This is a genomic window from Streptomyces sp. NPDC048434, assembly GCF_043200375.1.
In the GTDB taxonomy this organism is placed as follows: domain Bacteria; phylum Actinomycetota; class Actinomycetes; order Streptomycetales; family Streptomycetaceae; genus Streptomyces.
In genome coordinates this window covers 88513-103399 of sequence record NZ_JBICXQ010000025.1, presented here as the reverse complement: position 1 = coordinate 103399, position 14887 = coordinate 88513, and the positions used below count along the sequence as shown (strand labels likewise).

The window sequence follows — 14887 nt, the reverse complement described above, 5'->3', positions numbered from 1 at the left end:
GTTCGGGACGCCGGTGGCCGTCGGGCTGACCGCCAGGGCCGGCCGGAAAGCCCGGCCGACCACGCGCCCGGAGCCGCGCACGCAGAAGCAGCGGAACCAGAGGGCGAACGCGAAAAGACCCTCTCCCAGTTTTCACTGTACAGAGGGTCTTTCAGGCACTTCCTGCGAAGTGCCCCCGGCAGGATTCGAACCTGCGCACACGGCTCCGGAGGCCGTGATCAGTGAGGCGGCGACTACGCCTCTGACCTGCGCGTATGTGGCTGCGAGATCACGAGCGTCTGTCATTCACACGTCCCTCACACGAAAGTCCCCGACCTGGCGAGGCGAAGAGGCTGGAGTGCGTGGTTGTGGAGAGAGCAAGAAGGAAGGCGCCGGAGGCGCCTGCGACCTTCAGGGGCCGACTTCGCCGACGAGGCTGCAACATCCCCGGGTGTTGCAGCCGTCTTGTACGGGCCGGACAGGTGGGACAGCCTCGATGGGGGCTGTCCCACCTCTTTGTGCAGGTCAAGAGGGGTGGTGGGACAGTGGGACAGCTGGGACACCAAGGGCCCGACCGGCTCTCTGGTCGGGGTCAGCTGTTCGCCCCTGAGCGGCAAGCTGCATGGAAGCGCTGTGGTGAGGTGCTTAGAAGAGACACGGGCAGTTCATGGTTCGCGCCCGTCTGACCTGGCTCTTTCTTCCGATAGGCGCTCCACGTCGAAGCAACTTCGACACGTATTCGACAGGGAGCCTCCACACGGCGGCAGGGCGCGGGCTACGGGCAGATAGGTAGTCGCCTTCGGCGCCTACGACCTATCCGGGTCGGCTTCGCCGACGGGCTGCAACATCTCGGGGTGTTGCAGCCTCTCTGTAGCCGGACAGCCCGGACAGTCGCGCTTGGAGCTGTCCGAATAGTTTGCGCAGTTCACAGGCTCAACCGGACAGCCGGACAGCTGGGACACAGCGGGATCCGAGCCTGCGCACACGCCTCTGGCCGACTGGGAAGAGTGGCGGACCTGTGTACTAGGTGGTGTGTCGGAGGTGTGTCGCGCGAGCCCGCGCTCGCTTCGGGGCGAGCCGTGCCCTGGCTGCAGAAGCTTCGGGTATCCGGTGCTCTCGATGTGGCAGACCGACATCATCAACTACAGGCTGAATCCAGCGGACTACATGCACCAAGGCTTCGACGAGGCACGGGGCGACGCCGACGAGAGCTGGGACCCAAGAGCAACGGTTCCGTTCTGGCGCGACCTCGTCTGATCCTCTACGCCTGGGCGGAGCGTCGACCGGGCCATACCTCAACCTCTTCACCCAACTCTTGAAGCTGCGCTGGGACTTCGTCTCACTCTTCTGGCGAACCTGGCATACTCTCAAGTCGTGATCGACAGTGCGTGGGGGTGCGGCAGTGACGCAGGAGCAGTTTGGCTGGCTCTCGGAGGCCGTATCGACCTTCGGCGCGTCGTGCAAGGACATGGTGAACGGACCGGGCGACCCCGAGGCGTCCATCCGCCCGCCGCTGCAGAAGCTCTTAGAGACCGCGGGCAGTCACGATGCCATGGACGGCGTTCTGTGGCACTCCGAAACGCCTCTGCGTGATGTGGGTGTGCGCCCCGACTATGCGGTCGAGGTACACGGCGACATCGTCGGCTACATCGAAGTCAAGCGCCCTGGTCATCCTGTTGATCCGGAGAAGTTCACGGGGCGTAACAAGAAGCAGTGGGAGCGTTTGCGCGACCTGCCGAACGTGCTCTACACCAACGGCACGGAATGGCGGCTCTTCCGCACCGGGGAGCAGGTTGGCGCTCCGGTCGTCTTCGAGGGCGATTTAGCCAGTGCAGGACGGTCGTTAACCGCCCGTGAGCCTGCAGCGTTCAACAGTCTCCTGCGGACCTTTCTGCACTGGGTTCCCGAGCCAATCCGCCAAGCCTCCGCCCTGGTCCGACGCACTGCGCCGCTGTGCCGCCTGTTGCGCGCGGCGGTCCTGGAGCAACTGGAGTTCGAGGGGCGGTATGCGGCGGAGGGCGCGCGTCCTGAGGAGCTGCGGTTCACAGGACTGAAGAACGACTGGCGCAAGCTGCTCTTTCCGACGGCCGATGATGCCACCTTCGCCGACGGCTACGCCCAGGCAGTGACTTTTGCGCTGTTGCTGGCGCGCACCGAGGCCATCTCCTTGAAGGGGGTGGGGCTGCATGAGGTCGGTCGGCGGCTGGATGCCGGACATGCCTTGATGGGCAAGGCCCTTCAGCTCCTCACCGACAACATCACGGTGAGCTTCGAGGTCAGCCTCGATCTGCTCATTCAGGTGATCGACGCAGTTGACTGGGCGGCGATTCGCAAGGGCCGGCGGGATGCATATCTACACCTGTACGAGTCGTTCCTGGAGGTGTACGACGAGAAGCTGCGGCAGAAGAGCGGCTCGTATTACACCCCGCGTGAGGTGGTCGAGGAGATGGTGCGCCTCACCGAGGACGTGCTGCGTACCCGCTTGGGCCGCTCGGACGGATATGCGGACGAGAGCGTGCGCATCGTCGATCCGGCGATGGGGACGGGCACGTACCTTCACGCGGTCATTGAGCATGTTGCCGCCTGGGCGGCGGAGAACATCGGCCCCGGAGCAACGCCGGATGCGATAGGTGATCTGGCGAAGCGCCTGATCGGTTTCGAGCTGCAGATGGGGCCCTTCGCCGTCGCAGAGCTGCGGACCTCGGATCTGCTCAAGCGGCATCAAGCGGTCGCACCGCCGGATGGGATGAAGCTGTTCGTCACCGATACGTTGGACGACCCGTATCTGGCCGAGGAAACCCTCGCCTCGACGTACGGGGTGATCTCGGAGTCCCGTAAGCGGGCGAACCGGGTGAAGGCCAGCACGCCGGTCACCGTGGCGATCGGCAACCCGCCCTACGACGACAAGGCCAGGGGCCGCGGCGGTTGGGTCGAGAAGGGCACGCCCGCGCAGGGAGTGGCTCCCATCGAGGCTTTCAAGTGGCCTGGCAACGGCCGCTATGAGCACGTGCTGAAGAACCTCTACGTCTACTTCTGGCGCTGGGCGACTTGGAAGGTCTTCGACGCCCATCCGCAGGATCAGCAGGGAGTCGTCTGCTTCATCACGCCCTCCGGCTTCACCACCGGGCCCGGCGGGCGTGGCATGCGGGACTACCTGCGGCGCACCTGTGACGAGGGCTGGATCATCGACCTCTCTCCGGAAGGGCACCGCCCGGATGTGGCCAGCCGGATCTTCCCGGGTGTCGCCCAGCCGCTGGCCATCTGCGTCTTCGTCCGCAGCAAAGACACCGACCCTGAGCAGCCCGCCCGTATCCATTACCGCGCCGTGCACGGCAAGCGAGGCGTCAAGTACCGCCAGCTCAAAGAGATCCAACTGGACGACGACGGCTGGCAGGACACGCACTCCGCTGCCATCCGCCCCTTCCGCCCGACCACCGAGACGGGGTGGGAGGACTACCCTGCCCTCGACGATCTCTTCCGCTGGGGGAGCCTGGGCATCACGGCCAATCGCTCCTGGGTCAACGGCCCCGGCAAGCAGGTGCTTGAGAAGCGATGGGCGCGTCTGATCCACGAGAACGACGCGGTCAAGAAGGCGGAGCTACTCAAGGAGACAAGAGACCGGTCGCTGCACGCCAGCAGGGCTCCGTTGCCCGGACAGCCTGAGCACACCCAGAAACTCGCGGACGAAACAGACCTGGCACCTGACCTGGTACGCATCGCCATGCGCAGCTTCGACCGGCAGTGGCTGATCTCCGATAGCCGTGTCATCGACTTCGCCCGGCCGGCGTTGTGGGAAGCCATGCAGCCAGATCAGCTCTTCCTGAACCAGCAGTCCTCGCACGAGATCGAAACCGGGCCAGCGATTGTCGCTACCTCCCTGCTCCCCGACACTCACCATTTCAACGGCCGCGGTGGCAAGATCATGCCGATCCTCCATCCGGACGGCACCCCCAACGTGCATCCGCGCCTCCTCGCGCACCTCGCCGTCGAACTCGGCCTCGACCACATCACGGTGCACGATCTGGCCGCATACGCGGCGGCCATCGCCGGGCACGCCGGATTCACCAAGCGGTTCACCGAGGAACTACTCACCCCGGGCGTGCGGCTGCCGCTCACCCGCGATCCCGCCCTGTGGTGCGAGGCGGTACAACTGGGCAAACGCCTCTTGTGGGCTTCGACGTACGGGGAGTGCTATGCCGATCCGGAAGACGGCCGACCGGCCGGAGACGTCCTCTTTCCTCTGGGCGATGCGCGCCGGCTCCGTTACGACCAGCACATAGGGGCGGAAGTCCCCGCAGAAATCCGGTATGCCGAGATGACCGGCACCCTGCACTTGGGCGGCGGGCACGTCAGTCCTGTCCCCGCCGAAGTATGGAACTACGACGTCGGCGGCATGCAGATCATCAAGAAATGGTTCGGCTACCGAAAAGCCAACCCCAACAGCCGCAAGACCAGCCCCTTGGACGACCTGCATGTCGAGTCCTGGCCAGCCGACTGGTCGCGGGAGCTCAGGGAACTGCTCTCCGTGCTGCGCCGACTTGTTGACCTCGCTCCCGCCCAGCAGGACCTGTTGGACCGTGTCCTTGCCGCTCCCACGATTACTGCAGTCGACCTTGAGGAGGTCGGCATCCTGCCGGTCCTCGACAAGGCCCGCAAACCCCACCACCGAATCGAACTCCCCATCGAGTTCGGCGAGGAGGTGTAGGCCTGGTCAGTGGCCCCGGCGCTCCACGTACGCCACCGCCTCCGTCACGCTCCATGCCCCGTCGGCGAGCTGGCGGAGCGCGTGCAGTTCTGCACCGAGTGAGGGTGTGCGTCGCTGGAGATCGTCCGCGAAGACGCTCACCTCGACCAGGCGCGCCGAGAGCACGGCGCACTCGGCTTCGAAGTGCACTGCCCTCCCGTGCGGTGTGATGGCCAGACGCTCGCCCCTGACCTCCAGCAGTCCCATCCAGCTGAGAGTTCGCACGTCGTCCGCGATGCTCGCTTCTTCGAGGTCTCGGACCGCCACCGCCGCGGGATCCGTATCGGGGTGTGGAACCTCGGCGAGCATGAGGTGTTGCAGAAGTTGAAGCTGCGAAGGGGAGAGAGCTGAGTGCACGATTGCATGTCTAGCAGCACAGGAGGTCAGTCCCGTGCATCGGGACCGAGTTCGACCCAACTTCCACCTGAATCAGATCAGTATTCCCGGCTTGCTCGGGGTCTGCGCGCACGGCCCGTCCGTGAAGGCGCCGCCCCACCAACGGCTACCCACCTGCGCTCGTGCCCCTTTGTCGCTGTGAAGAGGGCGCGCCTTGGACCGCAGGCGCTCTGTGCGATCAGATGGAGCGGGCGGGCCGCTGTTGACCAGGTAGGGAAGTTCCGTCCCCGCTGATGCAGTCAAAATCGGAAGTCGCCTCTGGCGCCTGCGCCCATTGAGAGGTCGGCTTCGCCGACTAGCTGTAGCCCCTCGGGCGGTTTGTATAAGTGAAGGACTTAACCGGGCATCCCGGACACCTCCCGCGCGGGTGCCGGCATTGGAGTGATTGCGTCGATCAAGCCCATTGTTCCTTCTGAGCTGGGAGGGACCCCCATCCGAGGGCATGGCGCCCGGCGGTGTGTCGCAGGTGTGCCGTACGACGGACAGGGGGCAGCACGGACACTTCCAGATCCGTGCTCTTCCCGAGGCTTGCAGAGACAGGAATGATCGGTCTGACCGATCCGGGCTAGAGCCATGGAGTAGAACGCATGACCGAGCGGACTATCCACCTTGTCGCTGATGCGGGCAGTCGGGACACCCGGAAGTTCCGAGTCCGGGCATTACGCTGGTTCGCCACCGTCCAGCTCGACCGAGATGGTTACGTCGATGCCGAATCCTCACGGCGCCGCGAACCAGCTCTACCCGCGGACTGCATCGAGGCGGTCGACAGGGCGCGCTATGCGGCAATGGACCGCATTCGATATGACGGTTACCAAGGCGCCTTTTACTTCAGGAATGGCCCTCGCTGGATTGATTTGTGCTCTCGGTTCCGAGATGTCGAGGCCACGGTCGAGGCATTGCGCGCTGCTGAGCTCGAACACAACTACAGCGGACTACACGCACTCGCCGACCGCCTTGCATTACCCGTCGATAAATGGCTCGCTCCTGGTGAGCGAGAGCTGATCCGCGGAGTCGACTTCGATTCACCCCCCGGGGTGTTTCTGAAGTTCCTGCGAGCCAAGGCAACGAAGTTCGGTCTGCGCCTCAACGGTCGGGCGACAGCTGGCAGTGTGTGGGTACGCCCCACACTGCCAGCGGCTCAGAAGCAGATTCGAGAGATGTTCCCCGAGCAATATCCGGGGTGGGTGGACCGCTGGACCGGTTACGTCGAGTCGGATGATGCACCCTTCCGGCCTTGGGTGGGAGGCAGTGGCGAGGATCTTAGTCGCGGCGCGATACCAGTCCAATTCCAGCAGTTGGAGACCGCGAGTAGCCATGAGTGCCCCTGCGGCATGCGTCTTAGGGATACTGGGGATGATGACAACGTCCACCGCGTGCATCATGCGGATTGGGTGCTAGGTGTTCGGGTACCGAAGGGGCTTGACTGGTGGGGTGACCTGGCAATTGTCACAACGCAGTCACCCATTTCGTGGCGGAAGTTGGCCCACCAAGTGGCGCGTATGCCGCAGAGGGAGGATAACTACGACTTCCCGTCGTGGTCTCACCTAGGTGAGCCTGAAGCGACTACGGAAAACTATCGCGCATATCTGTTGAAAGCGGACGAGCGCATCATCGGCTACGTGGCCGCCCACGACACTAACGAGCACCGCCGTTGGGATCTCATCGATGATTCCCCGTACGGAGATGAGGGAGTCACCCTGCGCCCCCGAATTATCTTGATTTGGGTAGCAGACGCCTATCGACACCGTGGCATTGGTGCCACGCTCGTACGGGCACTCGCCACTGACTTTGGATGCAGGGTCGCGGATGTGTCCTGGTCGACTCCCGTAAGCGCCGCGGGCCGGCGCCTTGCTCGCCGTCTCTCACCCGATGGCATCTGGGTCAGCTGAACGGTTTTACAACCCTCCGGAGTGGTGCCAACCGACTCCCCGTTGCCTTCTGACCTGCATGCGAGCCAAGTTGGTGAGTGCGGTATCGACAGGGGAAGGCATCAGAGGTGTCTGCGACCTTCGGGGGTCGCTTCCCTGACGGGCTGCAACATCCCCTGGTGTTGCAGCCGTCTTGTACGGGCCGGACAGGTGGGACAGCCTCGATTGGAGCTGTCCCACCTCTTTGTGCAGGTCAAGAGGGGTGGTGGGACAGTGGGACAGTTGGGACACCAAAGGCCGGCCGGCGAGCCGGTTGGAGCTATCCGTTCGCCTCCTGAGCGGCAAGCTGCATGGAAGCACTGTGGTATCGGACGCCCGGGATGAAGGACCAGCTTCAGGACGATGCGGTCGGGCCGCGCTCCGCTGGTTGCTGGCATCCGCCGCCGTTGATGTCAGCGATGGATGTCAGACAGCTTCTGATCCGCAGCTCCACCTGGGGCAACGGCGGCCATAGGGGCGCACTGAGGGCGGTGAGCGTCGTTACTGGACGCAAGGCGGTCGGTGGGTTGCTCCACTTCGCCGCTGTACGGCAGTAGGTCAAAGCTCCACGGCGTTCACCGAAGCGGCTTTCCCCTGACCTTCGAGCGGGGTGCAATTGACGTTTCAAGCTGGGCAGGCCTTGGAATTGCGAATAGCGATTATGAATCTCTTTTCATATAGAGACTGCTGATCATTGAGGACTTGGCACGTCACGGGATTCCGGAAGTTTTGATAGATAGTCTCACTCCATGCGACCCATTCATCACAAGTGTCGCTTTCATCGCGAGACCCCCGGATGACAAGGTGACCGTCGCCTGGTACGCACCTAAGGAGTCCTGGAAGAGTCGTGTATGCATAGTCAAAGTAATCAAGGAACCACACTTCAATGGAATACAGCTGCTCACGCTCTTCCGGATCCTTGATGCTGTCTAGATCGCTCACCTGGTTAATGAGCATGTTTATGCGCTTATTCTCCTTTTCCCCTCGCCACTGATCATAGGCAAGCAGCTGCTGATAGAGACCATCCAGCCTCGCCCCTGTCGTTTGGTTTGCAGCCTCTTCCGCTTGCCCCCGAGCGATCACAGTTTGCAAAACAAGGAACGCGAGCGTGGCCAACCCTAGAACAGCGCCCACAATCTCCAGCATCAACCGGTGATCCAGCGAACGTCTAAAGGAAAGGGTCTGCGGATCTCGATTCCCGGGAGAGCGCCCTTCATCGCTTGTCACAGGTCACCGCCATCTGCGAGTAGCCATAACACCGGGCCGTTCGGGCATGCCCCGCCGACGTCGCCCCCCGCCGCGCACGCCACTCCTGAAACCAGAGGATTGCGCAGCGACCAGTGCCGTCACCTCATTCAGCGTGCCGATGGAGTGAGGGTCTCTGCACCATGCGAGACGAGCATCTCGCTGACTCGGCGGACGTGCCAGCACGACCCGCCATCCGGATTACGCGACAGTTCGCAGAAACATGGCCGACGGGAGTTAATCGATCTTGAAAAGTGGCGTGACTCCTGGAGACCGGAGTTCCCCACGATCCCCGGTGCATCAGGCACGGGAAGAGCACGCGTCTCCGGCAGCGTAGATCGGTTGTCCGGGTCGCCCTCGCTGGTCAGCGCTCCAACCGGACAGTCGGACAGCTGGGACACCTCCCAACGTGTCCAGAGGAGACCCGGACAGTCCGTCCGGGTCTCCTCGTATCAGGCCCCTGACCCTCGTATGGTGCGGCGCAATCGCCGACTACCCGCCCTGTAACCGGCTCTGTACCGTGAGGTGGGCCCCTTCAATCAGCAGGAGGCAGCACGTAATGCGTGGTCTTGGGGATCACCTCAGCATCGGTGAACGGATTGCCTTCTACCGGAAGCGTCGCGGCTACACGCAACCAGTGCTGGCCGGACTGGTCGGCCGTAGTACTGACTGGCTAGCAAAGATCGAGACTGGCCGAAGGAAGCCGCCGCGTATCGACATGCTCGCGGAACTCGCGCGCATTCTGCGTGTGTCGCTCGGGGATCTACTCGGTCAGACCGTGCTTATGGAAGACGAGCGGCAGCAGGACGACGTGCCGGCCGTACGTGATGCGCTTATGAGCCCGCGTCGGCTCTCGCGCCTGCTCTTCGGTCCGGAGGTAGAGGTGCAGCTCCCGAGGCCCGCCCCCGTGGCGGTGCGCGTGGAACATGCGTGGAACGACTACCAGGGCGGCCGACTCGGCAGCGTCATTGCTGCCCTTCCTGTGCTGCTTCAGACTGCGCAGGAACTGGAAGATCGCGCCGCACGGAGAGGGGACGACCGCCACGACTGCTGGGCTGTTTCGGCCCGTGCGCATCACCTCGCCGCTACGACGCTCGCGAAGATCGGCGAATCAGACATCTCATGGCTGGCAGCTGAGCGCGCAATGCGAGCCGCGGACGAGTCCGATGACCCGCTCGTTCTCACCTCGGCTGCGCGATCCGGTACGCACGCCTTGCTGGCCAACGGGCGCTATGACGATGCGCTGGAGTTGGGGAACACCGCAGCCGCGTGGCTGTCGTCTCGGGTATCAGACAACGACCCTGCCGCTCTCAGTTTGCTTGGAATGATCCACATGCGTGCGGCCGTCGCGGCAGCACGGCACCAGGATCGATCGACGGCCACGAGTCTGTTGGACCGAGCGGAGGTACTTGCGGAGGACCTTGGTTCGGATGAGAACTACTGGCAAACGGGCTTTGGCCCTACGAACGTGCTGCTCCATCGGCTGTCCGTGGAGCTGGACCTCGACAACATCTCGTACGTAGTGGAGCACGGTCGGATCAATGTGGACCACATGCCGCAAGAGCGCAGCGTCTCGCACCGGATCGACCATGCCCGTGCCCTCTCGCTGGCGGGGCAGGGAGATGAGGCTTTCGCGGAGTTGCGCACGGCTGAGCGGACATCTCCGCAGCTCGTGCGAAACAATCCCAGGGTGCGCGAGACGCTGCGGGACCTGATCAAACAGTCTCCTGTGACCGGCGGCTCTCGCACGTCCGAGGTATTCGTGATGGCTCAACGGTGCAGGGCGGTGCAGTGAGTTCAGGCAAGCGTGGGGTGCTCGGAGTTGTCGGTTCGGCGGCCGGCGGTGTGGAGGCACTGCGTACCGGCCTCGTCGAACCCGCGATCGAGCGTGGGTGGCAGGTAGCTGTGACGCTGACGCCGACCGCTGGTCACTGGCTGCGGATGAGGGGCGAAGTGGAACGGTTGGAGCGGCTGACAGGCCTGCCTGTACGCGATGAGCCGCGGTTCCCAGGTGAGGAGCGACCGCATCCAGCGGTTGACTGCTACGTGGTCGCTCCCGCGTCGGCCAACACAGTGGCGAAGCTTGCGACCGGCCTCATGGACAATCAGGCGCTGACTCAGGTGGGTGAAGCGATCGGGACGATCGGCTTGCCCGTCGTGGTCTTCCCTCGCGTGAATGCGGCGCACGCTCGCCACCCGGCGTGGGAGCGCCACATCGGAGACCTGCGAGAGGGCGGCGTCCAACTTGTCTATGGGCCGGATGTCTGGCCGCTATTTGAGCCGCGAGAGGCGCCATCAGGGCGCGATCTGGCATGGTCGGCCGTACTGGACGCCGTAGACACTGCCGTCGAATGATGGGGCGTCAACACCCTTGATCTGCAAGGAAAGAGGACCCGGACAGTTTGTCCGGGTCCTCTTTTGTTCGCGGCCGCATGCTCATTTGCATGACGGGGATCAATGAGCGAAGCGGCACGCTGGGAAGCCTGACTCCCTCGGAAATCGCCTTGATTAGAGCGAGTTTGAGCGAAGCGCGAACCACGGCCGAACGACTGCTGGGGCGCGCGGACGGACTCATCGCACGGGCGGAGTCTCGTCTCCCACGACCCGCTCAAGGCGATCCAGGCGCTCACCAAGCAGGCGGAGAGTGTCATGGATCGAGTTGAGTTCCTCGGCGAGGGCCACGTAGGCGGGGCTGCTGCCCGGCTCGGTGCCGAGCGGCAGCGAAGGGTCACGGACGAAGGTCCCGCGTCCTTGCTGGCTGAGGACCAAGCCTTCATCGCGGAGCTGGCTATACGCGCTCTGCACTGTCATGAGCTGAACGCCAAGTTCCTTCGCCAGCTGGCGCGCGGCCGGCAGGCGGGAGCCCGCTTCACGAACGCCGTCTGCGATCTCCTTGCGGTACTTCGCGGCGATGTCCTTTGCCGTCGGTTTCGGTGCGTCGGAGCTGGGATCCATAGCTCCGAGCGTAACCGGACCTAGGTCAATCTCAGAGATCCCGAGATGACTCCTTGACAGACAGATTGACCTAGGTCAATCTGAACTCACGTCCGGAGGCCCCGGTGAAAGGGGGCCGAAGGAAGCGTCCGTTGCTTGAGAACTGAACAGTGTGCGGGTTTCTGAGCCGTCTCCCCCATAAGTGACGGCCGCGCGGGTGCAAGACCGCGCAAGCACGCGTCGCAGCAGCTGGCGCTGCGTCGGTTGCCTCCTCCGTCCGTCCGGCCCCGAGCCGTACGGACGGAGCTGAGGGGAGCCGGACAGCGTGGCTTCACTCCGGGGCTCTCGTCTCTCACCACAGACCGCGACCGCCCCGGCTTCTTCACCCCTTCGACAAGGAGTCGCACATGGATGCCTCGACCTTCGCGGCTGTCTTCATCACCCTGCACGTCGCCCACAGCGTGGGCGACCACTGGGTTCAGACCTCCTGCCAGTCCGCCGACAAGGGCAAGCGGGGGTGGGTCGGCCGTCTGGCCGGCGCCCGCCATGTCGCCACCCTGACCGCCACCAAGCTCGTCTTACTCCTCCCCGTCGCCGCGCTGCTGGGGCTGAACCTCTCGATCCTCGGCCTGCTGATTGGCATGGGGGTAGACGCGCTCACGCACTGGTGGGCGGACCGTCGCAGCACGCTGGCGTGGCTGGCCAAGGTCACTGGCAAGAGTGAGTTCTACAGCCTCGGCACTGGCGCCCACCCCGCGCACCCGGCTACCGCCGACGGCAAGCCCGCCGCGCACCTCGGCACCGGCGCCTATGCCCTGGACCAGTCCTTCCACCACCTGTGGCTGCTCGTCGCAGCCGTCCTCATCACCACCGTCTGACCCCGAACCGCACACCTGCCGGGGCGGCCGCCTCTCACCACGGACCGAGGCCGCCCCGGCGCCCCTTCACCTCAGGAGTGACCCATGCGTACCTACATCGGCAACCACCAGGTCGTGTCCACCGGCGAGTTCGACGAGCTGGCGTTCGGCTTCGAGGAACGGCCCCTGGGCATTGACCGCGATCTGTTCCTCAGCCCCTTCGAGCCGGAGACGGCCGAGGAGCGCGCCGTTCGCCTGGACGCGGCCCGCGACGTTCTGGCCGACCTGCGGCAGCAGGGCGAGAGCGGCGACGAGATCGCCGCGTGGGACGCCCTCTACGCCGACGCCCTCACGGCCGTCGCGCCGCTGCGGCCCACCCGCCGCGCAGACCGCAACGCGGGGACGGAGGAAGCGGCATGAGCGAGAGCCTGACCACGCTGGCCGCGGCTCTGCCGCTTGCAGCCGGATGGACTGTCCACAGCCTGAGGCTGCGCCGCCGCATCGAGGCCGCACGCCGCGACCCACTGTCGGGGCTGTGGACGCGCGAGCCGTTCGAGGAGCACGCTCGGCGAAGCCTGGAGTCCGGACATCGGGCGGTCGTAGTCATCGACCTGGACGGCTTTAAGCAGATCAACGACAGCTACGGCCACGCGGTCGGGGATGCGGTGATCGCAGAGACGGGCCAGCGCCTGGAGCGGTGGAGCCTGAACAACGGCGGAGTCGCTGCCCGGCTCGGGGGCGACGAGTTCGCTGCCGTCATCAGCGTCTACAGCCTGGCGGACCTCCACTGGACCATGGACCAGTTGGCTGAAGAGCTGCGCGCACCGGTCGAGTTCGAGGACCACGTGCTGTGGGTGGGATTTTCCGCCGGCGTGGTCCATACACAGAAGCGCAGCCATGCGGCGGACCTACCGCGGCTGATGCGGTGCGCAGATGAGGTCATGTACAGCGTCAAGCAGACCGGCGGCGGCTGGATGGCCGCAGCCGAGAACGCCACCCCCGCATACCGGACGGTCAACGGCCGCCGCGACGGCCGCCGCGGAACGTCGGGGGAGGCAGCGTGATGACCTCTCGTGAACTCACCGTTGCACAGAAGGGGGTTCTGGGCGCCGCGTTCGTGCCGATGCTCGCCACGGGCGTGGCAGGCGGTGTCGGGACGTTCAGCAACATCAGCCGCGCCTACGGAACGGGTACGGCTGTGGGTGCGCTGGCGGCCGGTGAGGGAGCGACCGCTGTGCTCGCTCTGGTGCTGCTGGGGCTGACGCTGCTGGGCCAGTCCTCGCCCTGGATCATCCGGGTGGGCTTGTGGGCGCTGCCGGCAGCCGCGGCGGTCATGGCAGCCATGGCCGCTGACGATCCGGGCCGGACCGTCGTCTATGCCGTCACCCCGATGGGCATGTGCGCATCAGCGGAAGGCATGGCGTTCCTGGCCCGCCGCATCGTGGTCCACACCGACGGCCGCGACACCGAGGCCGAAGTGAAGGCGGCTGCTGTGGTGCAGGCGCTGGCCTACCACCGAGCCCGGGCCGCCAACCACCGCGTTGACCGCGTGCGCAAAAGGTCGGAGCGCAAGTCGTGGAGGCTGGCCCGGAAGGTCGGCAGGGGGGATGCGTCCCTGGGCATGCGGCTGCTGGACATCCAGCGCGAGCGCGTCACCGACGGTGCGGATGCGGCCCTTGCCGAGATGTTCTCCATCTCCGCCGTGCCCGACGAGCGGCAGGCATGCGGGCCAAACGCGGCAGCCGCCCTCCCCGCCCCGCACACCCCCGCACACCACGCCCTTCCACTCGCCGAAGAGTCCACCAAGCCCATGCCGGACACGGCGGAGGGTGAGCCGTACGCGCTGGTCAAGGACCGTGCGGGCGGTGTGCGGGAGGAAGAAGCGCACACACCGCGCACGGACCCGGCCAAGGCCGCCTACGAAGCGCAGCGGCAAGCCGAATACGAGGAAGCCGAGCGTGAGCGGCTGCGCCTGGAGGCACGCCGTACGTACGTCGAATCCGCACAGGCGGGCCGGGCGCTCAGTGCCCGGGCACTGGGTGAGGCGTACGGCATGAGCGAGTCGTGGGGACGCAAGCAGATCCTCGCCGTCCGCGAGGAGCCGCAGCGGCCCCAGTTGCGGGCGGTCCACGCCCCTTCTGACGCTCCTGCTGCGTGATGGGCGCTCTGCCCATCTACTGCTGGCGTCTCGCCCCGGACGGGCTGGCTACCTATCGGCAACTCCGCGCCCGCGGACTGCGGCCAGGTGGCCAGGACGTAGCCGCCCAGCTGGAGCGCCCCCGGCGACGCCGCGGCCCGCTGGTCGCCTACCTGTACCGCATCGACCTGGCCAAACCGGTCCGCCCGATGACCCCCGCGAAGTGGGCGGCTCTGGCCAAGGCGAACGCCGCCCGCCGCATCTGCCCGGAGTGCCGCTGTGAGGCCGGATACGTCATCCCGGCCGCACTCGGCGTCTGCGTGACCTGCGCCGACGGATCGCTCATCGCTGCCTGACCTCCAACACCATCGGGGCCCGCGCGCGGGCCCCGATGCGCCTCTTCCCGTTGAAAGGACCCCTGCCGTGGGCCTGTACGACCGGATCATGAGCGCCACCAACAACCCCACCACCGCTCTGAAGGTGAACGCAGCAGCCCAGAGCGCGGCCCGTGTCGCCAGTGACAGTGGCCACCCCGGGCTGGCCGGCCGCTGCCGCTGCCGGGGCCGCGCTGTTCGCCGCGGCGGACAGCGTGATGCACGCGCCCAGGCCAACGACGGCCCCTACGCCAGCTTCGACACCGACGACCGCTGATCGACCGGGCCCGGACGCCTGCCGGCCAAAGCGCCGT

At 65.4% G+C, this 14887-nt stretch carries 14 protein-coding genes; 11 read left to right on the top strand and 3 right to left on the bottom strand.

Annotated features, from left to right (window positions below):
* The first annotated feature begins 1098 nt into the window (after positions 1-1098).
* Positions 1099-1236: a hypothetical protein gene (locus tag ACGFWI_RS27420; protein ID WP_393908698.1), complete on the top strand. Its 138-nt coding sequence runs from the start codon at positions 1099-1101 to the stop codon at positions 1234-1236.
* 145 nt (positions 1237-1381) lie between these two features.
* Positions 1382-4684: a type ISP restriction/modification enzyme gene (locus tag ACGFWI_RS27415; RefSeq protein WP_393908697.1), complete on the top strand. Its 3303-nt coding sequence runs from the start codon at positions 1382-1384 to the stop codon at positions 4682-4684.
* A 6-nt stretch (positions 4685-4690) separates the two neighbouring features.
* Here ACGFWI_RS27415 and ACGFWI_RS27410 read toward each other — a convergent pair whose 3' ends face one another.
* Positions 4691-4948 carry a hypothetical protein gene (locus tag ACGFWI_RS27410; RefSeq protein WP_393908696.1) on the bottom strand — a complete coding sequence of 86 codons (258 nt, stop codon included), beginning with the start codon at positions 4946-4948 and terminating at the stop codon, positions 4691-4693.
* 758 nt (positions 4949-5706) lie between these two features.
* Between ACGFWI_RS27410 and ACGFWI_RS27405 the strand changes: the two genes are divergently transcribed.
* Positions 5707-7008 carry a GNAT family N-acetyltransferase gene (locus ACGFWI_RS27405; protein ID WP_393908695.1) on the top strand — a complete coding sequence of 434 codons (1302 nt, stop codon included), beginning with the start codon at positions 5707-5709 and terminating at the stop codon, positions 7006-7008.
* Positions 7009-7650: 642 nt separating this feature from the next.
* Here the strand turns inward: ACGFWI_RS27405 and ACGFWI_RS27400 are convergent.
* Complete coding sequence (locus tag ACGFWI_RS27400) at positions 7651-8172, bottom strand: hypothetical protein (protein ID WP_393908694.1); 522 nt, start codon at positions 8170-8172, stop codon at positions 7651-7653.
* Between the two features lie 658 nt (positions 8173-8830).
* Between ACGFWI_RS27400 and ACGFWI_RS27395 the strand changes: the two genes are divergently transcribed.
* A complete protein-coding gene (locus ACGFWI_RS27395) occupies positions 8831-10066 on the top strand; it encodes a helix-turn-helix domain-containing protein (RefSeq protein WP_393908693.1) in 1236 nt (411 codons plus the stop codon).
* Complete coding sequence (locus tag ACGFWI_RS27390; RefSeq protein ID WP_393908692.1) at positions 10063-10626, top strand: flavoprotein; 564 nt, start codon at positions 10063-10065, stop codon at positions 10624-10626. Before ACGFWI_RS27395 ends, ACGFWI_RS27390 begins: the two co-directional genes overlap by 4 nt.
* A gap of 216 nt (positions 10627-10842) precedes the next feature.
* On the opposite strand, the gene ACGFWI_RS27385 is transcribed toward ACGFWI_RS27390, so the two are convergent.
* Complete coding sequence (locus tag ACGFWI_RS27385; RefSeq protein ID WP_393908691.1) at positions 10843-11226, bottom strand: GntR family transcriptional regulator; 384 nt, start codon at positions 11224-11226, stop codon at positions 10843-10845.
* A 386-nt stretch (positions 11227-11612) separates the two neighbouring features.
* On the opposite strand from ACGFWI_RS27385, the gene ACGFWI_RS27380 reads away from it, so the two are divergent.
* The 6 genes from ACGFWI_RS27380 to ACGFWI_RS27355 all read left to right on the top strand — a co-directional run bounded on the left by ACGFWI_RS27380 (position 11613) and on the right by ACGFWI_RS27355 (position 14850).
* Positions 11613-12083 (top strand): transcriptional regulator, encoded by a 471-nt coding sequence (locus tag ACGFWI_RS27380; RefSeq protein ID WP_393908690.1) that lies wholly within the window; start codon positions 11613-11615, stop codon positions 12081-12083.
* Between the two features lie 84 nt (positions 12084-12167).
* The gene (locus ACGFWI_RS27375) at positions 12168-12482 is read left to right on the top strand and encodes a hypothetical protein (RefSeq protein ID WP_393908689.1); all 315 of its coding nucleotides are present in this window, start codon (positions 12168-12170) and stop codon (positions 12480-12482) included.
* Positions 12479-13126, top strand: coding sequence for a GGDEF domain-containing protein (locus ACGFWI_RS27370; RefSeq protein WP_393908688.1), 648 nt, complete (start codon positions 12479-12481; stop codon positions 13124-13126). The genes ACGFWI_RS27375 and ACGFWI_RS27370 overlap by 4 nt, the downstream gene beginning before the upstream one ends.
* The gene (locus ACGFWI_RS27365; RefSeq protein ID WP_393908687.1) at positions 13126-14220 is read left to right on the top strand and encodes a conjugal transfer protein; all 1095 of its coding nucleotides are present in this window, start codon (positions 13126-13128) and stop codon (positions 14218-14220) included. Before ACGFWI_RS27370 ends, ACGFWI_RS27365 begins: the two co-directional genes overlap by 1 nt.
* Positions 14220-14555: an RRQRL motif-containing zinc-binding protein gene (locus tag ACGFWI_RS27360; RefSeq protein WP_393908739.1), complete on the top strand. Its 336-nt coding sequence runs from the start codon at positions 14220-14222 to the stop codon at positions 14553-14555. The genes ACGFWI_RS27365 and ACGFWI_RS27360 overlap by 1 nt, the downstream gene beginning before the upstream one ends.
* A 67-nt stretch (positions 14556-14622) precedes the next feature.
* Positions 14623-14850 (top strand): hypothetical protein, encoded by a 228-nt coding sequence (locus ACGFWI_RS27355; protein ID WP_393908686.1) that lies wholly within the window; start codon positions 14623-14625, stop codon positions 14848-14850.
* Positions 14851-14887: the final 37 nt, after the last annotated feature.